The sequence below is a fragment of the Pantoea sp. X-Soil-YNGN-785 genome, assembly GCF_059730585.1.
Map to the genome: position 1 here is coordinate 3,402,563 of NZ_AP035942.1, position 23,284 is coordinate 3,425,846.

Sequence of the window (23,284 nt, forward strand, 5' to 3'; positions counted from 1 at the left end):
TTTTTGGCTAAGCCGGATACCACTTCCGGCGGATTATGCGTATTATCCACGGTTGATGAGATCAAAACGACCCTAAAGGGAACGGTACGGTGTTATGAGTGCTTTCGCGCTTGGTATGATTATTTTCGCGTATCTTTGCGGTTCGATTTCCAGTGCGATTCTGGTTTGCAAACTCGCTGGCCTGCCCGATCCCCGCACACACGGTTCCGGTAATCCGGGTGCCACCAACGTACTGCGTCTGGGCGGTAAAGCCGCAGCAGCAACCGTATTAGTGTTTGATGTGCTGAAGGGGATGGTGCCGGTCTGGCTGGCTTATCTGATGCACGTGACGCCGCTCTATCTTGGCCTGACCGCCATTGCCGCCTGTCTCGGACATATCTATCCGGTCTTCTTTCACTTTCGCGGAGGCAAAGGTGTGGCGACGGCATTTGGCGCGATTGCGCCGATTGGCTGGGACTTAACCGGGCTGGTCACCGGCACGTGGCTGCTCACGGTTTTACTCAGCGGCTATTCCTCGCTGGGGGCGATTGTCAGTGCACTGATCGCGCCATTCTATGTCTGGTGGTTCAAACCGCAGTTCACCTTTCCGGTGTCCATGCTCTCCTGTCTGATCCTGCTGCGTCATCACGATAATATTCAGCGGCTGTGGCGCGGTCAGGAAGGCAAAATCTGGAAGCGCAAAAAGAAATCTCAGCCATAAAAAAGCCGGCAATAGGGTGTCCAAAAAATGTGGCTGTGCGACCGGCACTGCTCAGGAAACAGGGTCAGATCGGAAAGACGCAAAAGCCGTCATCCCTGACCGCTCGGCCCGCGCCATCCATGGCGCGTGACGCTTTCCTCTTCTGACCCAGTTCCCTGCGTGTTGAGCTTATCCGTTGCGGCCAGAGGCACTCTCATTCAGGCTGTTGAGCCGGCTTTTTTTACGTCAGATGGCGGGCAACTCCGCCAGCGGCCAGCGCGGTCGCACACTGACACTTAACTCGCCCCGCGTTCCGCCTTTTAACCGCACCATGCCCGCATACGCGATCATCGCACCGTTGTCGGTACAGAACTCCGGGCGGGCGTAAAACACTTCGCCGCCGCGCTTTTGCATCATGACCGCCATCTGCTCGCGCAGTGTGCGGTTAGCGCTGACGCCCCCGGCAATGACCAGACGCTTAAAGCCGGTCTGATCCAGCGCGCGCTTACATTTTATCGACAGCGTATCCACCACCGCATCTTCAAAGGCGCGGGCGATGTCAGCACGGGTCTGCGCATCATCAGGATTGCCGCGAATCGTATTCGCGGCAAAGGTTTTCAGGCCGGAGAAGCTGAAGTCCAGGCCCGGACGATCGGTCATCGGCCGCGGGAAGGTGAAACGCCCTGCCGTACCCTGCTGCGCCATCTTCGACAGCATCGGCCCGCCCGGATAATCCAGACCCAGCAGCTTCGCCGTCTTATCAAAGGCTTCGCCTGCTGCATCATCGATCGATTCACCCAGCAATTCATATTCACCGACGCCAGTGACACTAATCAGCTGGGTATGTCCGCCAGACACCAGCAGTGCGACAAACGGAAATTCCGGTGGATTCTCTTCCAGCATCGGTGCCAGCAGGTGGCCTTCCATATGATGAACCGGCACGGCAGGCACTTTCCACGCAAACGCCAGCGCGCGCCCAATGGTGGCGCCGACCAGCAGCGCACCCACCAGTCCGGGACCGGCTGTGTAAGCCACGGCATCAATCTGTTGCGGCTCAAGCCCCGCCTCTTTCAGCGCCGCCTGAATCAGCGGCACGGTTTTACGCACGTGATCGCGTGAGGCCAGTTCCGGCACCACACCGCCATAATCGGCGTGCAGTTTTACCTGGCTGTAGAGCTGGTTAGCCAGTAATCCAGCCTCGTCATCATAGATTGCGATGCCGGTTTCATCGCACGACGTTTCAATACCCAGAATTCGCATTGCATCACCTCATTCTTGCGGCGCGCAGTTTATCACAGCAATGTGATGTGCAGCGCGGACATCCCGCGTAAAAAGTCATTTTCTGTCGGCTAAAGAGTGCGCTATACTCCCGCCCCTGGAAAAACCGGCAGCCGCACAGGCAAACGCTCCTGTTGGTTTCAAATTATCCATGGTGCTTTACAAACCAACATGAGTTGGAGTAAAATGCTGCACCATTTTGAAATGTGCTGGCGCCGCAGTCAGCAGCAAAACCGAATTTTATCGAGGTGAGAGTTACATGCCGGTAATTAAAGTACGTGAAAACGAGCCATTTGACGTAGCACTGCGTCGCTTCAAGCGTTCATGCGAGAAAGCAGGTGTTCTGGCTGAAGTTCGTCGTCGTGAGTTCTATGAAAAACCGACTACCGAACGTAAGCGCGCTAAAGCGTCAGCAGTTAAGCGTCACGCCAAGAAACTGGCTCGCGAAAACGCACGCCGCACTCGTCTGTACTAAAGTCGTTCCGGAGGTTCGCCTCCAACGCGTGATTCACGCAGACAGAGTCAAGTAAAAGGCCGTGCTTTCCGAAAGGAAGCGCGGCTTGTTGCCGTTTATGAGCTGAAAATCTGGGGCGTATGGCTGGACGAATTCCACGCGTATTTATCAACGATTTACTTGCCCGCACGGATATCGTGGATCTTATCGATGCCCGCGTTAAGCTGAAAAAGCAGGGTAAGAATTTCCATGCGTGCTGTCCTTTCCATAATGAAAAAACGCCCTCTTTCACCGTAAACGGCGAAAAACAGTTCTATCACTGTTTCGGCTGTGGTGCACACGGCAACGCTATCGACTTTTTAATGAACTTTGATCGTCTGGAGTTTGTTGAAAGTATTGAAGAGTTGGCCACTTCCCACGGTTTAGACGTGCCTTACGAAGCAGGCAGCGGGCCCAGCCAGATGGAACGCCATCAGCGCCAGAGCCTGTATCAGCTGATGGAGAACCTGAACGGTTTTTATCAGCAGGGTCTGCAGCAATCCAGTGCGCAGCCAGCACGCGACTATCTTGATCGTCGTGGTCTGAGCGCCGACATCATCAATCATTTCGCCATAGGTTACGCGCCAGCCGGCTGGGATAATGTTCTCAAGCGTTTTGGTAAGCAATCGGAAGACCGCGAATCGTTGATGGAAGCGGGCATGCTGGTCAGCAATGACAAAGGCCGTACCTATGACCGGTTTCGCGACCGCGTCATGTTTCCGATCCGCGATAAACGCGGACGCGTCATCGGTTTTGGTGGTCGCGTACTGGGTAACGATACGCCGAAGTATCTGAACTCACCGGAAACCCCTATTTTCCATAAAGGCCGCCAGCTTTATGGCCTGTATGAAGCAGTTAAGAACCATCCTGAACCCGCCCGCCTGTTAGTGGTCGAGGGATACATGGACGTGGTTGCGCTGGCGCAGTACGGCATTGATTATGCTGTTGCGTCGTTAGGTACCTCCACCACGGCTGAACACATTCAGTTGCTGTTTCGCAGTACCGACACCGTGATCTGCTGTTACGACGGCGACAGGGCGGGTCGTGAAGCGGCATGGCGTGCGCTTGAGACCGCATTGCCTTACATGAATGATGGTCGTCAGCTACGCTTTATGTTTTTACCCGATGGTGAAGACCCGGATACGCTGGTACGCAAAGAGGGTAAAGCCGCCTTCGAAGCGAGGATGGAGCAGGCGATGCCGCTCTCTTCGTTTTTGTTTGATAGCCTGCTGCCGCAGGTTGATCTGAGCTCACGCGACGGAAAAGCGCGTCTGAGCACGCTGGCTTTACCGCTGATTACGCAGATCCCCGGTGAGACCTTACGTATTTATATGCGTCAGGAACTGGGGAACAAGCTCGGTATTCTTGACGACAATCAGCTTGAAAAGCTGATGCCAAAGCTGGCCGCAAGCGGAACGGCGCCGGTTGCGCCACCGCTGAAACGGACCACCATGCGCGTGCTGGTAGCATTGCTGATTCAGAACCCGCAGCTGGCCACCCTGGTGCCTTCGCTTGATGGGCTGTCTGAGTCAAAAATGCCGGGTTTACCGCTATTTATTGAGTTAGTGGGTCGTTGTACCGAGAATCCTGGATTGACCACCGGACAGCTACTAGAGTTATATCGCGGAACAAATTTTAGTCAGACGCTTGAAACGCTGGCGATCTGGAACCACATGATAGTAGATGAAGAAGCCGAAGCGGTGTTTCAGGACTCGCTGGCCAGCATCTACGATTCTGCTCTTGAAGAGCGCCTGGAGTTTTTAATTGCGCGTGAGCGCACCCAGGGACTGAGCGCCGATGAGCGCCGTGAACTCTGGACACTCAGTCAGGCGTTTGCCAGGAAATAATTTTGCACGCTGCCCGTTCTGACGAAGGGCGGCGTGGCTGTTTTAAGGCCGGGAGCGTTAAGCCAGTCTGGTTACCGCCAGCGCACAGCTCCCGGAGCGTACTGAAGTACGTGAGGAGAGCGAGCACTGCCGGGAAGCAGAATGGCGAGTAAGCCAGGCCTGTACCACCAAAAATTTATACAAGCGGCTTAAGTGCCGATTACTGTTGGGCAAAGCCCACGCCGCGACGAAGGCAGCGGCAAGAATTAAACGCCTTCACTGCTATTGTTGGCGCGCTGCCGACCGACACCAATCTAATTTAACAGAAGTGTGGATACCGTCTTATGGAGCAAAACCCGCAGTCACAGCTCAAGCTTCTTGTCACCCGTGGTAAGGAGCAAGGCTATCTGACCTATGCTGAGGTCAATGACCATCTGCCGGAAGATATCGTCGACTCAGATCAGATCGAAGACATCATCCAGATGATTAACGACATGGGTATTCAGGTGGTTGAAGAAGCCCCGGATGCCGACGATCTGATGCTGAATGAAAACAGCTCCGATACTGACGAAGATGCCGCGGAAGCTGCCGCTCAGGTGTTATCCAGCGTTGAATCTGAAATCGGGCGCACCACCGACCCGGTTCGCATGTATATGCGTGAAATGGGTACCGTTGAACTGCTGACGCGCGAAGGCGAAATCGACATCGCCAAGCGTATTGAAGACGGTATCAACCAGGTTCAGTGTTCTGTAGCCGAATACCCTGAAGCGATTACTTATCTTCTGGATCAATACGACAAAGTTGAAGCAGGTGAATCACGCCTCTCCGATCTGATCACGGGTTTCGTCGATCCTAACGCAGAAGAAGATCTGGCCCCGACGGCAACGCACGTGGGTTCTGAACTTTCTGAAGCCGATCGTAACGACGACGATGAAGAAGATGAAGAGGATGATGACAGCTCCGACGACGATAACTCTATCGACCCGGAACTGGCGCGCGAGAAGTTTTCTGACCTGCGTAAGCAGTATGAAACCACCCGCGACGTGATTAAAAGCAAAGGTCGCAGTCATGCTGCTGCCGTTGCCGAAATCCAGAACCTCTCCGACGTCTTCAAGCAGTTCCGCCTGGTACCGAAGCAGTTCGACTACCTGGTAGGCAGCATGCGCACCATGATGGAACGTGTCCGTACTCAGGAACGTCTGATCATGAAGCTCTGTATTGAGCTGTGCAAAATGCCAAAGAAAAACTTCATCACGCTGTTTACCGGCAACGAAACCAACGAAAGCTGGTTCAAAGCCGCACTGGCCATGAACAAGCCGTGGTCTGAGAAGCTGCTGGAAGTGCAGGATGACGTGATGCGGTCCCTGCAGAAACTGGCACAGGTTGAAGAAGAGACCGGCCTGACTATTGAGCAGGTTAAAGACATTAACCGTCGCATGTCGATCGGTGAAGCTAAGGCCCGTCGCGCCAAGAAAGAGATGGTGGAAGCGAACCTGCGTCTGGTTATTTCGATTGCCAAAAAATATACCAACCGCGGTCTGCAGTTCCTCGATCTGATTCAGGAAGGTAATATCGGCCTGATGAAAGCGGTAGATAAGTTTGAATATCGCCGTGGTTACAAGTTCTCGACCTATGCGACCTGGTGGATCCGTCAGGCTATCACCCGCTCTATCGCTGACCAGGCGCGTACCATCCGTATTCCGGTTCATATGATTGAGACCATCAACAAGCTCAACCGTATTTCGCGCCAGATGCTGCAGGAGATGGGCCGTGAACCGACGCCGGAAGAGCTGGCTGAGCGTATGCTGATGCCGGAAGATAAAATCCGCAAAGTGCTGAAAATCGCTAAAGAGCCGATCTCGATGGAGACGCCGATTGGTGATGATGAAGATTCACATCTGGGCGATTTTATTGAAGACACCACGCTGGAGCTGCCGCTGGATTCTGCTACCTCAGAGAGCCTGCGTTCTGCTACTCACGACGTGCTGGCTGGCCTGACCGCGCGTGAAGCGAAAGTACTGCGCATGCGTTTCGGTATCGATATGAACACGGACCATACGCTGGAAGAAGTGGGCAAACAGTTTGACGTTACGCGTGAGCGTATTCGTCAGATTGAAGCGAAAGCCCTGCGTAAACTGCGCCATCCGAGCCGTTCGGAAGTGCTGCGTAGCTTCCTCGACGATTAAAGTCCGACAAAAATCCCGGTTCGCCGGGGTTTTTTATGCCTGCCTGTTAGCGCCTCTCCCCAGCCCTTAGCAGGTTCACTTGCTCTCCGGGTGCAGTTCCAGCCAGAGCTGACGATATGCCTCAACCATTTCGTCCAGTGATGCGCGATTCAGACCGCTGGGATTCGGCAACACCCACACCTGCGTTTTCCCCATACAGATTGGCTGTTTGCCCCATTCGACTTTGCTCTGCTTAAAGGCGCGACGAAAAGCATCTTTACCCAGAATCGCGAGCGCAGCGGGCTGATAATCCAGCACCTTTTGCATCAGACGTTTACCGCCATCACGCAACTCATCAGGCGCTAATTCATTCGCCTGTACAGTGGGTCGTTCAACCAGCATGGTGATGCCGCAGCCGGTTTCTGTCAGACGCCGCTCCTCTTCCGGTTTCAGCTGCTGTTGGGTGAATCCCGCCAGATGAATCACCTTCCAGAACCGGTTGCCGGGATGCGCGAAGTGAAATCCCTGATGGGCAGTTGACTGACCTGGATTGATGCCGCAGAACAGCACATCAAGATCGGAGCTGATGATGTCCCTGATAGCGTGCTCACTCATGCTGCCACCTCCAGCGTACGCTGCTTCAGCGCATCGCGGCTGCGTTGCAGCATCTGGCTGGCCTGCTCTGCATCCGGACAGGCCCGCGCCAGTGCCAGTGCGCCCACCATCTCTGCCAGCATGCTGGAGGCCAGCGCTTCCACATCCGGCAATCTAAGCTCACGCAGTATCTGCGCCAGACCGGCATGCATCGTATTAAAGCCCTGGGCGAAGATCTGCCGTGTCGGCTGTGGAAGATGGGCCACTTCGCTCACCAGTGCCGCCAGCGGACAGCCCTGCGCCGGTGCATTGCGATGCGCCTCGGAAAGATAGCTATCAATAAAGTCTGCCAGCTGCTGCGCTGGCTGGGTCACTGACTGAGCGGGCTTAAAGGTATCGGCTTCAGCGAACATATGTTTCAGCACCTCCTCAACCAGCTCCTCACGTGACGCAAAATGTGCATAAAAACCGCCGTGTGTCAGCCCTACCCGCTTCATCAGCGCCGCCACACCGATCCCTTCGGTACCGGTTTCACGCATCACACGCGCCGCCTCATCAAGGATACGCTGTCGCGTCTGTGCTTTGCTGCTCTGCTTCTCCATCTTATTTCCTTCGGTTTCTGCCCGGTAGCTTCTGGCTATTATAGTAATTATTACGGTCATCATATTCCAGCTTGACTGCCGATATGATGATCGTCATATTTATAGCCATTATGACGATCATCATACGAGGAAGAAAAGATGTCAAAATCAGGCACAGCATTAATCACCGGCGCATCCAGCGGTATCGGCGCGACTTATGCAAAACGACTGGCAGCACGCGGTTATGATCTGATCCTGGTGGCGCGGGATCAGGCGCGACTCACCACTCTGGCGGATGCACTGGCACAACAGCATGCTATCCGGGTGACCGTCATGAAGGCTGACTTAACGGAGGAGCAGGACCTGAAGCGCGTGGAGTCGGAGCTGGCGAACAACCCAGAGATTACGCTGCTGCTGAACAACGCTGGCATGAGCGTGGAAGGCGAGTTTCTGGAGGCAGACATTACACGCATCAACAGCATGCTGGCGTTAAATATTCTGGCCCCAACCCGACTGGCACAGGCGGCGGGCCGGGCATTCAAAGCACGCGGTCATGGCATCATTATCAATATCGCCTCGGTGCTGTCGCTAATGCACGAGATGTTCAATGGCGCCTATAACGCCACTAAATCTTACGTGCTGACTCTGACGCGCGCCATGCAGCGAGAACTTGCAGAGAGCGGCGTGCAGGTACAGGCCGTATTACCCGGCGCAACCCGCACTGAAATTTTCGACCGTGCCGGCCAGTCGATCAACGAAATCCCGGCTGAGATGCTGATGGACGTTGATGAGATGGTGGATGCCGCGCTTGCCGGTCTGGACAGCAAAGAGGGGGTAACCATTCCGGCGCTGGAGGATCTTCAGATGTGGCACGATTACGATCGGGCGCGTGGTGCTATGGTCCCTCACCTTTCACGGGATAAATCCGCATCCCGCTATCGTCAGAACTGAGTCAGCGTTAACTTATCGCGGCTGAAGTCCGGTTTCGTTAACGGTACGGAGAAGCATTATCCGTGCCGTTTTGCGACTGCAGCTTCAGGCGTTGCCAGATTTGTTATAGAAATCAGCAGCTAAATTGCTGCTGCTTATTTCGGCAACCGGTGGCGGAGTGCTGGATTGCCCTGAAGAGATACTTTATAATCCCCGCTCCGCTGGCCCCTTAGCTCAGTGGTTAGAGCAGGCGACTCATAATCGCTTGGTCGCTGGTTCAAACCCAGCAGGGGCCACCAAATTTATCCTATGAAGACATAGAGTTAAGCCGCTCATTGAAGCGGTTTTTTTGTGCCTGCATTTTATAGTGGCGGCAACGTGGCGGCGTATTTTCACCGCCACGGTAAACACTCAACTGATTACCTCAAACAGTCTGAATCAGAACTGTGAATATTGTGCCTTCTGCCAGCCTTTATCATCAATGACAGGCCAGGCGTCATACAGCAGACCCGGTGAACGGTTTCAAAGAACCCACCATTCATCAACCATCACCGAGACGTACAACAACGACCCGCTTTGTCACCTGCAACTCACCCTCAACACCTCTCATAAATCCAGCCCACTAAATGTTAGCGCCATGCTAAAGTCATTGGCATTGCCGGACCTGATGAAGAGAGGAACACAATCATGCACCAGCTTTTCGAAATACTTTCCGAGTTACTTAGCGCGTGGCCTTTCATGTCGGGAAAGCGAAAGGAGAGAAAGCCTGTCAGGGACGCCAGGAAGATCTCAGGTCTTACTTATAAACCGCTATGCAAAATAACGTCCGATCAAAGAAAAGATGCTGTGCCGCACAAAGATGAGGGCACCTGAGAAAACGTATTCTTCCTTATCCCTGCTGGCCTGAACACAAGCGGGCCGGGCAGAAGCCACCTTCCATGATGACTGCTGTATGCCAGATCAAACTTTTACCTTCTCCTGTAGCACCGCCAATCACCAGCCGCAATGCAATCCTGAATACGACATCATCGACCCATCACAGATCGCTGCCCCCTGACACCCGTGACACCTGCTGTTAATCAACAGCCCTAAAACCCTGTTCAACGATGACGCAAAAAATTTGCGCAAACCCAACCTGAAAAATGAAATAACGTTTCATAAAATCATTTATTTATCAATGGTTCCCGTTTTTTTTACTGTAAAACAGAGGGTGCTTCAGGTCTTATAAATTCAGGTAAAGCTCACAAAATATAAACGCAAAATTTTTTCGTATTGCGCATATGAAATGCACAGTGATTTAATCCCTTTTGAATAATTATTTTAAAAAACAGTTGGGGATAAAAATGGAAAAGCGTTCGATAAATAAAAATATTCAATTACTCCTGCGCGGCTTTACTGAATTAAAAGATAATGGGCGATTTAATGAACCCAACCTTGACGGTAGCGCCGGAGATTATATTTCATTCTCCAGCTGGGAGTGGCCACAAGGCGTTGGGCTATTTGGACTGGTTCGCTTATGGGAAAATACGAAGTCTGATGAGATTTTTAAAATTATCGACCTGTGGTTCCAGAACAATATTGAAAAGGGTTTGCCAGTCCTTAACGTAAATACTACCGCGCCGATGCTTCCCCTGTCGCTGTTCTGGTCTCATCACCGGCAGCCCCACTATCAGCAGGTACTGGATAAATGGGCGACGCGCGTAATGACTGAACTCCCACGTACGCCGGAACAGGGCTTTCAGCATGTGGTTTCCGACGGCGTTAACGAAATGGAAATCTGGGACGACACGCTATTCATGGTGGTGCTGTTCCTGGCCCACTACGGCACAGTCTCCGGGCGTCAGGAGCTGGTTGATGAGGCAGTGCGACAGTTCCTGCTGCATGCGCGCTACCTCAACGATCCGCAATCCGGGTTGTGGTTCCACGGCTGGAGCTTTGTTGAGAACAGTAACTTTGCCAGAGCCCGCTGGGCGCGCGGCAATGCGTGGATTACCGTTGGCATACTTGAGCTGCTGGAGCTGGCTGACGTCAGTGCGGGCGTGCGTGAATACCTTATTGAGTGCCTGAAAAAGCAGGTTAATACGCTGATCGACCTGCAGGCGGAAAACGGTGCCTGGCACACCCTGCTCGACCATCCTGACTCCTATATCGAAATTTCCGCAACCGCCGGTTTTGGCTACGGCTTATTAAAAGGCGCGCGTCTTGGCATTGGCGATGACCGATGGCAACAGGCGGGAGTAAAAGCGCTGACAATTGTTCAGAATAATATTGATGCCGAAGGGACGGTACACAATGTTTCTTATGGCACACGAATGGGCCGGACATTGCAGTTTTATAAAGATATTCCATTGCAGCCTACCGGATATGGTCAGGCACTAGCCATATTATGCCTGACTGAAGGTCTGCGCCTCGCTGATAAAAAATAAAACACGACCCTTCTCTTCGGGAGAAAAATAATGCCTATCGAATATAGCAATTTTAATTTAACGGCAGGTAATGCTGTGCACTACTGGCAGTTATCCGATATTACCAGCCTGCGTTATGACACGGTGGATTCACCGATGGCTGGCGAAATGGATCCGTTTTTCTTTTTAAGTATGCACAAAAATTTTATTCCTCACACCTACCCGTGCCGGGACGACTTTCACCAGCATTTTGCTGGCCAGAAACCGCAGCCGTTCGCGAATGCAGTTTACTCTCGCTGGTGGTTCCCTTTCGCCTCAGATCGGGTTGATCTCTCCGGCTTCTGGTTCCGGCCAACCCGTGTCGGTGCCTGGGCCAGAACGCTGATCGATTGCCCACAGGCGGGCGAGTACCGTTTTCGGCTGGCAACGTGCGGCGGGGCATTACTGAAGCTGAACGGTAAAGATGTGCTCTGGATGGCTGATTATCAGCGTAACCTGGAGAGTCAGCGCGAATTCAGCCTGTGTCTTCAGTCAGGAAAAAACGAACTGGAACTCTGGTTTGATGACTTAGCCGAACGCGATATCCGCTTCTTTTTTCAGCTCGACTACCTTGCCGGTGAACCGCTGCATATCGCGCTGGAAACCCCGCTTCCCGCCGCGCAGGTCAAAGAGCTTGAGCAGTTACTTGATGGCGTTTCCTTTGAGCACCCGGTCTACAACCGCGGCACTATTCGTCTGGCCTTTCCTCAGCCTGCGTCGACGGACTACGATCTGCATGTCGATGTACTGGGCGACTTTATCTCGCTGGATGAGCCGGTCACACTTCATAGCCGACTGACTGCGGACGAGTCGCTGGTCGCCATTGCGGAAAGCGAAGCCATTCCAGCGGACTTCCGTAATTTCCATATCACGTTACAACGTGAAGGGTTCAGGATTAGCCGCACGCTGGGCGTTGAAATCTGCCACGCCGACCGCCAGACAGCGACCCCGCCAACACAGGAAGCGCGGATTACTGAAGCGCTGAACGTGGTCGCTCATGAAGGTGAATACAGCAGCGTCAAAGCGCTGGCACGACTGGCCTGTGGCCTCAACGATGATCAGACCCAGCAGATGCTGGATGGCGTCTTGCCCTCGGTACTCGACTGCCATGATTGTGCGGATTTTACGCTCGTGCCGCTGCTGTGGTGCCGCACGGTATGGGGCGACAGCATCGATCCGGCGGTTCGCGGGCGTATTGATGATGCCATTCTGCGCTTCCGCTACTGGATGGATGAACCTGGCAACGATGTTCAGTGGTACTTCTCTGAGAACCACGCACTGCTGTTCCACACTGCGGCGCTGCTGGCGGGTAACCTCCACCCGAATGCCGTTTTTACCCGCTCCGGGCGCAGTGGGCGTGAGCAGGCGGCGGCGGGTAAAGCACGTGTCATCAGCTGGCTGGACCATTTCGAACAGTGCGAAATGGCCGAATGGAACTCCGCGCCCTACTTCCCCATCGATCTCAAAGGCCTCACTGCACTGGCTGCGCTGTCGGGCGATGCGCAGATCAGTCAGCGAGCCATCGCGGCAATCAAGCGTTTACTGACGCAGATTGCCCATTCTACCCACCAGGGTTTTCTGACCGCCTCTCAGGGACGGTCTTACGAACATACCCTGCGCGCCGGGCGTTCTCTGGAACTGGCGGCCATTTCACGTTTGCTCTGGGGCAAAGGCAACTACGGCTGTCGTTTCCATGCGCTGCCGCAACTGGCCTTGCTGCTGCGCGAGGGCCTGCTCACCCTTCCGGCAGAACTCCGGGAGGTTGCCGCCTGGCAAAAAGAGAGCGCCCTTGAGTGGTGTTTTGCCCAGGGCGCTAACCGGATTGCCCGACTCTATCACTACAAAAATCGCCATGCGGCAATGGGATCGATAGCGGGTTATCGCTGGGGGGAATGGGGCTATCAGGAGACGCCCTTTCATTTACGCCTGGGCAACCAGCCCGAAGCGCAGATCTGGATCAATCATCCTGGCGAGACCCTGCACGGTGGATTCGGTCGCCCCTCCTACTGGGGTGGATGCGGCACGCTGCCCCGCGTTCAGCAATATCGCGGGCTGGCAGTGCTGACTTTTCATCTCCATGCCGATCAGCCGCCCTTTACTCACGCATGGCTGCCGCAAAGCCAGTTCGATGAAGTAGCTATCCGCGACAGGCGTGCGCTCGTACGCAGCGGTGAGGGTATGGCGTTGCTGGTGGGCAATCACGCGTTCGAAACGGTGAATAGCGGCCCCACCCGCGGCTGTGAAATTCGCCTTAACGGACAGCAAACCTGCTGGCTGGTTCGTATCAACGACCAGGTCGATAGCTCGCTGGATGCCTTTAGCGCGCGCTTCAGCGATCTGACCATGACGCAAGACGATGACGGCACGATCAGCGTGAACGATCCACTGTACGGAACCGTGCACTTCCTGGCCGATGGACGCGTCAACGCCGAAAACCGGACCCTTGATCCACAGCAGTGGAGCGTCGTGGGCAGCAGCCGTGAACTTCCTCTGTAACCAACGCCCGGCAGAGACCGGGCAAGGAAAATAATAATGGATACGCAAATCGACAAACAGGCTGTTCCTTCCCGGCAGACCTCCGGTGATGTTAATCCGAATGCGCTGCACAATCCGGCTCGTGAGGTGGCCAGACCCAAAAGCAACTATCGCTGGATCATCTGCTCCATGCTGGTATTTGCGACGACGGTTAACTACATGGATCGTCAGATTCTCGGCCTGCTGGCGCCGATGCTGCAAAAAGATATTGGCTGGACGCAGATGGAGTACAGCTGGCTGGTCAATGCATTTACCCTGGCCTACGGCCTTGGCACCCTGGTATGCGGGCGTATTATCGACAAGCTGGGCACCAGAATCAGCTATGCGATGGCGATGGTGGTCTGGAGTGCTGCGGCAATGGCACATGCGGTCGTCGGTTCAGTCGCGGGTTTTGCGCTGGTTCGCATTCTGCTTGGACTGGGTGAATCCGCTAATTTCCCGGCCGCGATGAAGGTGATTGCCGAGTGGCATCCTAAAAAGGAACGTACGCTGGCAACGGGCATTCTTGGCGTCGCGGTCAATGTCGGCGTGGTCATCTCGCCAGCGCTTATCCCTCTTATCGCGGTACACTACGGCTGGCACGGCGCATTCTTAATTCTTGGTGCCATCGGCTTCCTGTGGCTGATTCCCTGGTTCCTCTTCTTTGGCCCGGTAAAAGCAAAAGCCAGCGCAGAAGAGCAGGCCTGGATTGCGCAGGATAAAGAACAAGTCGTCAGTGTTTCCGCTATCAAATGGACGCGTCTGCTGGGCTATCGCCAGCTGTGGGCCGTGGCAATAGGCAAAATGTTAACTGACCCCATCTGGTGGTTCTTCCTCTTCTGGCTGCCGAAATGGCTCAATGAATCACGCGGTATCAGGATGGAGGGTCTGGGTCTGCCGCTGATCGTCATTTATCTCTTCGCCATCGTCGGCAGTCTGGGCGCAGGCTGGCTACCCGGTAAGCTGATGAGTAAAGGGTTTAGCACCGCCAGCGCGCGTAAAATCACGATGCTGATCTGCGCCTGTCTGGTACTGCCGATTTTTGCCGCCACGCAGGTCGAAAATCTGTGGGCAGCGGTCGCACTGGTCGGGCTGGCTGCGGCGGCGCATCAGGGCTGGTCCGCTAATATCCTGACCTCGGTATCCGATCTCTTCCCGAGCGCAGCCGTGGCGTCGGTCGTGGGAATCGGCAGTACCTTCGGGATGATCGGCAGCGTGATCTTCTCTACCGTGATTGGCGCCGTGCTTGAATCTTCAGGAAACTACTGGGCGCTGTTTGCTATCAGCTCTGTCGCTTACCTGCTGGCATGGGCGGTGATGTATCTGCTGTTAATACCGAAAATGGATCGGGCTAAATTCGAGTAACCCGCCTCTTCTCCCGGTGGCCCTTATCACCCGATACGAGCCACCGATTGACGTTCGACGATGGCACACGCCAGCTCAACACGCCTTGGGATTGCCATCCTGCCCTCTATGATGTCCTGCAATAATTCCAGCGCCAGCGTGCCAATCTCCTGCACAGAGAGGTGAACGGTGGTCAATGGCGGTGTAGCAAACTCCGCCTGCGGCAGGTTATTCATCCCCATCACCGACATCTCTTCCGGCACGCGCACGCCCAAGGCCCGCATACCATTCATCGCACCAAGCGCCAGCGAATCATTGGCGCACAGTATCGCCGTGCATTCATGCGGATTGTCGCGGAAACGGGCGATCACCGCGCGCTCTGCCAGCTCCGGCAGCCAGTCTGTTACCGTCAGTATGCGCGAATCGTCGCAGATTAACTGGCGGCAGCGCATCGCTTCACGCCAGCCCTCCTCACGTTGTTCGATAGGTCGTCTGCCAGGATGGGTCAGAAAAAGAATGTCGCGATGGCCGCGATCCAGCAGATATTCACAGGCCATACGCGTGGCGGAACGGTTACAGGGCAGCACACTGGATAACCGCATCAGCGGATCTTCGGTATTCACCAATACTGCCGGTTTTTGCAGGTTCACCAGCATATCAAGAAAGCCGCTGTCATCTACCGTCAGCGCCAGCACGCCCCCGACGTCCGGTTCTTCCAGCAGCGCCTGCAGAGCGCCATTATCGTTATCGTTGAGCGGATGAGTGATGAGATCAACACCCAGCAACGTCGCCCGCGCCTTCAGTCCCTGGAGTACGTACCAGCTAAACTGATAGCGGTGATAATCCAGCATCGCCACCTGCGAAATGGCCAGCACGATTCGCGCACCGCCCAGTTCCTGAGCTGGCGTATAACGCATAGCGCGCGCCACATCCTGAATCCGTGTACGCAGTTCGTGGCTAACCCCTTTTTCTCCTGAAAGTGCCCGCGACACCGTACTGAGCGAGGTGCGACAACGGATAGCAATATCCTCCAGTCTTACGCGGCGATATCCTGCGCCGCCCTCTGCCTGATCATCAGATTTACTCATTTATCATCCTTTTTTGGGGCAGTTTTTCATCCGACGTAATCCCTGAGGCCTGCTTTGTACAATGTTCTAAAAGAGTGGCCACTATTAAAACAGCATAAGCTGGCCATTTCTGTCACCGACATTTGAATTTCAGGTAATTTAACCCGCGCAAACCCCATGCTATCTTGTGGTTTTGATTTTTTCAGTGGGCAAAATTGATGACAAAGTTGCGGGTAGGGATCGTGTTTGGCGGCAAATCGGCTGAACATGAGGTGTCGTTGCAGTCGGCCAAAAATATCCTTGAGGCGATCGACAAAACCAGGTTTGACGTAGTGTTGCTGGGCATCGACAAACAGGGACACTGGCGTCTGAATGATGCGTCGAACTTCTTACTGAACGCTGAAAACCCGGCGCTGATCGCGCTGAATCACGCCGCTGAAGATGTGGCGCTGGTGCCGGGTAACACGCAGCAGCAGATCATCACCCGCCACAACGCCCATCCGCTGTCGCAGATCGACGTTATCTTCCCTATCGTGCACGGTACGCTGGGTGAAGATGGCTCCCTGCAGGGCCTGTTGCGCATGGCATCATTACCGTTTGTCGGCTCTGACGTGCTGGGTTCTGCTGTCAGCATGGATAAAGATTTTACCAAACGCCTGTTACGCGATGCTGGCCTCAACGTGGCGCCATGGCTGAGCGTCACCCAGGCGCAGCGCGCGCAACTGGACGCCGAAGCCGTGATTGCCCGCTTTGGCCTGCCGCTGTTTATCAAACCTGCCAACCAGGGTTCATCAGTTGGCGTCAGCAAAGTGGATAGCATTGAAGAATTTGATGCCGCGCTGGCGCTGGCCTTCTCCTTTGACCGCAAAGTGCTGATTGAGCAGGGCATCAAAGGCCGGGAGATTGAGTGCGCGGTACTCGGCAACGATGCGCCTGAAGCCAGCCCGTGCGGCGAGGTGGTGGTGCATGACGCCTTCTACTCTTATGACACCAAATATATCTCTGAAAGCGGTGCACAGACGGTGGTTCCGGCAGCCATTGCAGCGGAAACCAGCGATGCAATCCGTGACGTCGCCATCAAAGCCTTCTCCGCGCTGGAGTGCTTTGGCATGGCGCGCGTCGATGTGTTCCTGACCAATGACGGCGAGATTATCGTCAATGAAGTGAATACCCTGCCCGGCTTCACCAATATCAGCATGTATCCGAAACTGTGGCAGGCGGCCGGACTCAGTTATCAGGATTTGATCAGCCGTCTGATCGACCTGGCGATTGAACGCCACCAGCAGGCCAGCACCCTGAAAAGCAGCGTCAGCTGACCGAACCCGGCGACGTGGCGCTATGCCACGTCGCTGGTAATGGCGCGGTAGTTAACCGGCGAAGTCTGATTACGGCCATTACGCTTCGACAGATAGAGATTTTTATCCGCCGCGGAGATCAGCCGGTTGATCACGCGATGCCATTCCGTCGCCTCATCGGCACTGCCATGGGCCAGCCCCAGGCTGACGGTCACCGTGGCCGTGCTGCCCTGCAGCCAGAACTTCTCTTTCGCCATCTTCTGCCGGATTGCCTCCGCCAGAAAATAGAGCTTTTCCGCGTTCTGGTCGAACAGCACCACCACAAATTCCTCTCCGCCAAAGCGACAGATACGCCCCGCTTTACCCACTACCCGCTGCATCCGGCGGGCGATCTCTTCCAGCACGCTGTCACCTGCATCGTGACCAAAATTGTCATTGATAGCTTTGAAGTAATCGACATCCAGCAGGATCACGCCCACTCTCCGATCCGGGAAAATCGGCTCCGCACGCAGGCTTTCATATAAACCGGAACGTGACAGCAGGCGGGTCAGGAAATCGTAATTCGCGCGCAGCGCCAGACGCTGATTAAGCTGGCGGATTGCATCCATGCTTGCGGCCACGATCAGCGGACTGATCGCGATGGTTGCCACGCCCAGCCGCGCAGAGGTCAGATGGCTAATCGGCAACAGATTATCGTCGCCCTGAATGTTCATCACACCATGAGAGACCAGAATGATTTCGGTAATGCCGGTCAGCAGGATCACCAGGCTGGTCAGCGGCATCGGCAACACAATGGCGCACCAGACCAGCGCCGGAACCGGCAGCGTCAAACTGCCCGCGCCGCCCATCATCGCGCCGATCATCAGCGAAACCATCACAGCGATGACCGGTGCCAGCTTGCGGATTTGCAGAAACTGGCGGGGCGACAGCGACGACCAGTCGCGCGTCAGCAAAAAGGGCAGCAGCATCAGCCCGGTTGAGAACTGCTCGCTGAACCAGTCACCCCATGCCACCGCCAGTCCGGCATTAAAATCAGCCTGCTGTGCCAGTGCTCCCCAGCTGGCACAGGCCAGCGCGGCCAGCAGACAGGCCGGAAAAATACGCAGCACACTGGTAATACGCTCGCTGCCGGAGTCGTGCTGAAGATGCTTTACCAGCAGCGTGGCAGCCACCAGCACAAACAGAAGATTCGCCAGGTTGAGGGTAAATGCAGAGAGCGCCCAGCCAGAAAATACGGTGTCGTTAAACACCATCGCGGCAAAAATAGCCAAATAAGAGCGGGTCTGATGCAGAAAAGGATTACGGACGATAACGCCAGTGACGATCGCGTTGACCGGCCAGAACAGAGACAGCTCCTGGGGGAAACGCAGGTGTCCGCCGATAAAGCAAAACAGCAGCGTGATCAAAAACAGCAAAAATGCGTTCTTCTTAGCGTTGTGCTCTTCAAACAGCTGTATGCGCATACATCCGGACCTTGTCGCAGAGAGGCTGGCTGTCCACGCCAGCCTGAACAGGCGCGTGGTGTCAGAATGATTAAATCCTGAATACCCTCAATGTCATCCGGCGATAAAGCCTCATTTCACGGGCTGATTCAGGAAAGTTATCCTGCAGAGGTTAAACCCATCAGATGACAGCAGAAATTAGGAACTTATTATGCCTCGCAAATAAAAAAATCGGATATCCGAGATATCCGATTTTTGCCTTTTAAACGACTTTACCGTTGCGCTAAGCGCTATTTTACCGCGACCGGCCACTGACTCAGGCGGATGCCACGTTTGTCGGCGTTATCACCAAAATCTTTCAGCACCGCTTTAACGTCCGGATCGATATACTCCGCATTGTCGTTATCAACAATGACGACGCTGTTCTCCGGGATCTCATCCAGCAATCCCTGCAGCTTTGGATTGTGCATAAAGGTCAGGTTCTGCTGGAAACGCAGCACGTAGTGGTCGTCATAGCGGGTAAGCTGCAGCGCGTTACGATGGCTCTTATAGATGCTGTAGAGGATTTGCGTGGCGATGCCGATGCCGATACCGACCAGCATACCCAGCGTGATAATGCCGACGATGGTGGCCAGAAACGGCACGTACTGCTGTGCCCCCATCCGGAACTGCTCAACAAACAGTTTGGGTGTCGCCAGTTTATAACCGGTATAGAGCAGCACGGCAGCCAGGCTGGCCAGCGGAATGGCATTCAGCATCTCACTGAACCACATGCCGCAAATCAGCAGCAGCACGCCGTGAATGAAGATCGAGAGCTTCGTCTGCGCGCCCGCACTGACGTTGACTGAGCTGCGCACAATCACTGCCGTTATCGGCATCGCCCCAAGAAAACCGGCCGCCAGATTACCGATACCCTGCGCGAACATCTCTTTGTTGGGCGATGGCGCGGGTGTCTGAGGACGCAATTTTTTCAGCGCCTCCTGACTCAGCAGGGTCTCCAGACTGGCGACCAGTGCCAGCGTCACCGCAACCACCCAGACCTGCGGATTCTGCCAGGCCATCCAGTCGGGCGTTTCCAGTTCAGCCACCAGCGCAGAGACGCTGTCAAAAGCGGGTAAAGAGATGCGCGCCAGCCCCTGCGTCATCTCAGGAAAAAGTCGTCCTCCCACCACGGTAGCCAGGCAACCGATCAGCACCGCAATCAGCGGGCCGGGGATCCAGGCGAGCGCTTTGATCCGTTTCACCGGCGCGGTCGTCCAGAGACACAAAATGGCCAGACCGACACCCGCTACCATGATTGCGGGCAGCGAGAAAGTCATCTGGCCGGTCACCAGTGACACCAGTTCTGCATCACCAGCGGCACCCAGCGCTACCGGGATCTGCTGCATAATCAGCAGCAGGCCAATCGCCGCCAGCATCCCTTTGATGACGCTACCTGGCACCAGCGAAATAAACCGCCCGGCGCGCAGCAGACCAAACACGCATTGCAGTGCCCCGGCAATAATCAGCGCAGTGAGAAAGGCGGAGAAACTGCCCAGTGAGGCCATTGAGGCGACGACGATGGTGACCAGACCCGCCGCCGGGCCACTGACGGCAAACCGGGATGGGCTCAGCGACGTCACCACCAGACCACCAATCACACCAGTCAGCAGCCCGGCAAACGGGGGTAATCCGCTGGCCTGTGCGATGCCAAGGCAGAGCGGTAAGGCGACCAGGAAAACCACCAGACCCGCAGGAATATCGCGACGCAGGGTATCGAGGTTCATAATGAAGGCTCCTCTGCAGATTGATGAATCAGCTCTTTGAGATGACCGGAGCGCAGGTCGTAAACACAACCAAACACCTCCAGTTCCTGGCCCGATTGCCAGATTTGCCTGACCGGTTCAGATTTCACCAGTCTGGCGAATTGCGCCTTAACATTGGCCTCAACCAGCCGATCGAGCTGTTCACCCGGCGGTACGTCTGAGGAAGGCATTTCTGCCAGGCCATGCTGAATATCATCACGCAGGGTCTGGATGCGTCTCGCCAGCGCGCTATCCTGCCCGTCCAGCACGCTGCCCGGCAGATTTTGCGCGGCTTCTACACCGCCGCAGCCATAGTGACCGCTTAATACAATGCGTTTAACGCCGAGAAAGAAGAGTGCGTATTGCAGCACGCTCAGTAAATTGTCATCGTCCTCGATCACCATGTTGGCGATATTGCGATGCACAAAGAGTTCGCCAGGATGGGAGCCGGTTAAGACTTCTGCCGGAACGCGACTGTCAGAACAGCCAATCCAGAGTGAGTGCGGCTTTTGCTGATGAAGGAATTTATTAAAATAATCCGGATTACGCTGGCGGCGCTGTAATGCCCAACTGCGATTTTTCGCTAATAAGGGTTTAAGTGTCGTCACAATCATCTTCTCTCTACTACCGGGATGTCGCATCCTGGCTAACCACAAAGTGTATCGGCTCACAAATAAAGCGTGAGCCGCCAGGTTAATAAGAACTGAGTCACAGAAAAAGGTTATAGACGCTAACCAATTTCAATGCACGCGCAATATTTCACAGCGATTTAACAACGCGGTTTTTGTCAGTCAACGGTCAGTAAAGGTCAGGCTTAAGTAAATTTAATTCAGCAGCAGAAATGAGGTCAGATAAACCAATCGCCTTATTAATCCATTAAAATCAATTAGCTAAAAAATAAGTAAAAATAAACTAAGGTTGCCGCTGACAAATAAATACAAACATTAAATAAGGGGATATTCACTGCCATACCAACCGGCGTGCTTTTTACCAGGAATACTCTTAATTAAAAAATTAACCATTAGCACAATCCACCAGCTTAATTACTGACAGCCAGTTAAATATGCCTGTAATAAGAGAAGAATGAAGCAAGAGATGATTAATTTGATTTGCAGCAGAATAGTGACGGCAGTAAGTAAATCAGGGCCATTTCTGAACAGAGCCTGAACGGGCAGGCTCTTTTTCTTGACGAATTATTTACCGTTCCAGCTCTGCAGCCGTGATTCCCGCACCGACAGCTGCTGTTCGGGTGTCAGTTTATTGTAGTTTTCCGCCATTCCACTCTCCCAGTCGCCGTAGAGCGGATTCGGCAACACGATGAACTGCGTACCAAACTGCTGGTGGTTAAGATTCACAAAATCGCGACGCGTCTGATTACCCTTATGCCAGGTCGAGCCACCGAAATCGTTGAGGTTGTCGCCGACATAGAGCACCACGTTGTAGCCCGCGTTTTTGATAGCATCGAAACGCGCCTGCTTGTTGGAGCTGTCGGTATTCAGACGTACCGTTTTATCGCTGACGTTCGGGAAGCCGAGCTGCTGCATATTAGCGACAGTGGCGGCGTAATCTTTCTGATCGCGGTTCGACACATAGAACAGCGTACCGCCCTTCTCTGTCACATGACGTGCGAACTCTACTGCACCCGGCACCGCTTTCGCCTGACGCGCCTGTGTCCAGGCTGACCAGGTTTTGCTGCTGAACGGCTGGCCGTTCTTCGCCTGCCATGCACTGTAGGCGCTGTTATCCAGCATGGTTTCATCCAGATCGACAATCACCGCTTTGGGTTTGCCGGTCAGCGACGGTGCCTGATCAAACGCCATGCGCGCGGTGTTAAACGCCTGCCAGGTCAGCGCCTGATATTCACCAGACTGCTGGAACCAGTTCAGCGCCAGCACCGATTGCTGGCCGAGCTGCTGTTGTGCGGTCTGATGTGACGACGAGGCGCAACCGGTCAGCAGCAATGCGACCAGTCCGGATGCAGCGAGTTTTGCGGAGGTTTTCATCATTTCATCCTTAAGGTGATAAAGGTCTGAGGAGAAGCTTCAAAAATGTAGCAGTTAACGTAAGCTGTGGGCAGCCCAACGCACGCTGTTATAACAGGAGATTCTTATGGCCGTGATCCCGCGCTCGCCATTGCTCGATTCGCTGGAGTGGCTCGATTATGCGTTTCAGCCCGCCGGTGAGCCGCCTCCCGCCGATGCCGCCTGGGGCCATCAGCGCCACAGCGCGACCGTGGTCACCGACATTGAGAACATCCCGCCGAAAAGCTGCGAGTCAGATGGTGTAATCGGCAGCGGGACGCGCCCGGTGGCGGTTTATACCGCTGACTGCCTGCCGGTGCTGTTCGCCGATCGCAATAAGCGAATCGTGGCGGCGGTGCATGCCGGACTTAAGGGCACGCTGGCGGGCGTGCTGACCCGCGCCGTGGAAAAACTGGGCGAGCTGGGCTGTGAGCCGCAGGATCTGGTGGTGGCCATCGGCCCGGCGATGGGCCCCTGCTGCTATGAACTGGCCGAACCGCAACTGGCGGAGATAGCGCAGAACCCGGCGTTTGCCCTCGGGCTGCGCTGGCACCAGAAGCAGCCGGTCAACCCGCTGGCGCAGCGTACTCAGGCCTCTGCTCACCAGCAGGGCGTCTGGTTCGATCTGCCTGCGCTGGCGACGCAGTTGCTGGTGATCGCGGGCGTCCCGGCCGCGCAGATTGATAACGTGAATGTCTGCACCTACTGCATGGCTGAGAGCGGATCAAGCTACCGCTTTAATACTCACCATGGCAGCGGCTATCGCTCACGCTATTCGTGGATCCGGCGGCGTTAGCGGTTTCAGAGCCGGTTAATCGGTCTGAACA

General features: G+C 54.8%; 18 protein-coding genes and 1 tRNA gene. 11 read left to right on the forward strand and 8 right to left on the reverse strand.

Annotation, left to right across the window (positions count from 1 at the left end; genetic code table 11):
* Positions 1-94 precede the first annotated feature (94 nt).
* On the forward strand, positions 95-700 hold the full coding sequence (gene plsY, locus AC6I8E_RS15765; protein ID WP_003848436.1) for a glycerol-3-phosphate 1-O-acyltransferase PlsY: 606 nt from the start codon (positions 95-97) through the stop codon (positions 698-700).
* 225 nt (positions 701-925) lie between these two features.
* On the opposite strand, the gene tsaD is transcribed toward plsY, so the two are convergent.
* Complete coding sequence (gene tsaD / locus AC6I8E_RS15770) at positions 926-1,939, reverse strand: tRNA (adenosine(37)-N6)-threonylcarbamoyltransferase complex transferase subunit TsaD (RefSeq protein ID WP_110330904.1); 1,014 nt, start codon at positions 1,937-1,939, stop codon at positions 926-928.
* A 277-nt stretch (positions 1,940-2,216) separates the two neighbouring features.
* Here tsaD and rpsU point away from each other — a divergent pair, with 277 nt between their 5' ends.
* From rpsU to rpoD, 3 genes are all read left to right on the forward strand, one after another.
* Positions 2,217-2,432, forward strand: coding sequence for a 30S ribosomal protein S21 (gene rpsU / locus AC6I8E_RS15775; RefSeq protein ID WP_001144069.1), 216 nt, complete (start codon positions 2,217-2,219; stop codon positions 2,430-2,432).
* 119 nt (positions 2,433-2,551) lie between these two features.
* Complete coding sequence (gene dnaG / locus AC6I8E_RS15780) at positions 2,552-4,297, forward strand: DNA primase (protein WP_095706648.1); 1,746 nt, start codon at positions 2,552-2,554, stop codon at positions 4,295-4,297.
* Between the two features lie 323 nt (positions 4,298-4,620).
* Positions 4,621-6,462, forward strand: coding sequence for an RNA polymerase sigma factor RpoD (gene rpoD / locus AC6I8E_RS15785; RefSeq protein WP_013359071.1), 1,842 nt, complete (start codon positions 4,621-4,623; stop codon positions 6,460-6,462).
* A gap of 75 nt (positions 6,463-6,537) precedes the next feature.
* On the opposite strand, the gene mug is transcribed toward rpoD, so the two are convergent.
* Both mug and AC6I8E_RS15795 read right to left on the reverse strand, forming a co-directional pair.
* Positions 6,538-7,056, reverse strand: coding sequence for a G/U mismatch-specific DNA glycosylase (mug, locus tag AC6I8E_RS15790; protein ID WP_497824215.1), 519 nt, complete (start codon positions 7,054-7,056; stop codon positions 6,538-6,540).
* On the reverse strand, positions 7,053-7,637 hold the full coding sequence (locus AC6I8E_RS15795; RefSeq protein WP_370419264.1) for a TetR/AcrR family transcriptional regulator: 585 nt from the start codon (positions 7,635-7,637) through the stop codon (positions 7,053-7,055). The genes mug and AC6I8E_RS15795 overlap by 4 nt, the downstream gene beginning before the upstream one ends.
* Before the next feature lie 138 nt (positions 7,638-7,775).
* Here AC6I8E_RS15795 and AC6I8E_RS15800 point away from each other — a divergent pair, with 138 nt between their 5' ends.
* From AC6I8E_RS15800 to AC6I8E_RS15820, 5 genes are all read left to right on the forward strand, one after another.
* Entirely contained in the window at positions 7,776-8,567 is a 792-nt protein-coding gene (locus AC6I8E_RS15800) for an SDR family NAD(P)-dependent oxidoreductase (protein WP_313677709.1), read from the forward strand.
* 202 nt (positions 8,568-8,769) lie between these two features.
* Positions 8,770-8,845 (forward strand) — tRNA-Ile (locus AC6I8E_RS15805).
* Positions 8,846-9,889: 1,044 nt separating this feature from the next.
* Entirely contained in the window at positions 9,890-10,972 is a 1,083-nt protein-coding gene (gene bglB / locus AC6I8E_RS15810; RefSeq protein ID WP_497824216.1) for a beta-galactosidase BglB, read from the forward strand.
* A gap of 30 nt (positions 10,973-11,002) precedes the next feature.
* On the forward strand, positions 11,003-13,486 hold the full coding sequence (locus AC6I8E_RS15815) for a PA14 domain-containing protein (RefSeq protein ID WP_497824217.1): 2,484 nt from the start codon (positions 11,003-11,005) through the stop codon (positions 13,484-13,486).
* Positions 13,487-13,522: 36 nt separating this feature from the next.
* Complete coding sequence (locus AC6I8E_RS15820; protein ID WP_095706641.1) at positions 13,523-14,869, forward strand: MFS transporter; 1,347 nt, start codon at positions 13,523-13,525, stop codon at positions 14,867-14,869.
* Between the two features lie 26 nt (positions 14,870-14,895).
* Here AC6I8E_RS15820 and AC6I8E_RS15825 read toward each other — a convergent pair whose 3' ends face one another.
* A complete protein-coding gene (locus AC6I8E_RS15825) occupies positions 14,896-15,936 on the reverse strand; it encodes a LacI family DNA-binding transcriptional regulator (protein WP_497824218.1) in 1,041 nt (346 codons plus the stop codon).
* Positions 15,937-16,133: 197 nt separating this feature from the next.
* On the opposite strand from AC6I8E_RS15825, the gene ddlA reads away from it, so the two are divergent.
* Positions 16,134-17,231, forward strand: coding sequence for a D-alanine--D-alanine ligase (ddlA, locus tag AC6I8E_RS15830; protein WP_013359112.1), 1,098 nt, complete (start codon positions 16,134-16,136; stop codon positions 17,229-17,231).
* Between the two features lie 20 nt (positions 17,232-17,251).
* Here ddlA and AC6I8E_RS15835 read toward each other — a convergent pair whose 3' ends face one another.
* The 4 genes from AC6I8E_RS15835 to AC6I8E_RS15850 all read right to left on the reverse strand — a co-directional run bounded on the left by AC6I8E_RS15835 (position 17,252) and on the right by AC6I8E_RS15850 (position 22,439).
* Positions 17,252-18,673: a GGDEF domain-containing protein gene (locus tag AC6I8E_RS15835; protein ID WP_013359113.1), complete on the reverse strand. Its 1,422-nt coding sequence runs from the start codon at positions 18,671-18,673 to the stop codon at positions 17,252-17,254.
* A gap of 269 nt (positions 18,674-18,942) precedes the next feature.
* The gene (locus tag AC6I8E_RS15840) at positions 18,943-20,418 is read right to left on the reverse strand and encodes a SulP family inorganic anion transporter (protein ID WP_033784076.1); all 1,476 of its coding nucleotides are present in this window, start codon (positions 20,416-20,418) and stop codon (positions 18,943-18,945) included.
* Positions 20,415-21,050 (reverse strand): carbonic anhydrase, encoded by a 636-nt coding sequence (locus AC6I8E_RS15845; protein WP_041457109.1) that lies wholly within the window; start codon positions 21,048-21,050, stop codon positions 20,415-20,417. Before AC6I8E_RS15845 ends, AC6I8E_RS15840 begins: the two co-directional genes overlap by 4 nt.
* 579 nt (positions 21,051-21,629) lie before the next feature.
* On the reverse strand, positions 21,630-22,439 hold the full coding sequence (locus AC6I8E_RS15850) for a 5'-nucleotidase, lipoprotein e(P4) family (RefSeq protein WP_033784078.1): 810 nt from the start codon (positions 22,437-22,439) through the stop codon (positions 21,630-21,632).
* A 106-nt stretch (positions 22,440-22,545) separates the two neighbouring features.
* On the opposite strand from AC6I8E_RS15850, the gene AC6I8E_RS15855 reads away from it, so the two are divergent.
* The gene (locus tag AC6I8E_RS15855) at positions 22,546-23,253 is read left to right on the forward strand and encodes a purine nucleoside phosphorylase YfiH/LACC1 family protein (RefSeq protein ID WP_013359117.1); all 708 of its coding nucleotides are present in this window, start codon (positions 22,546-22,548) and stop codon (positions 23,251-23,253) included.
* Positions 23,254-23,284 lie beyond the last annotated feature (31 nt).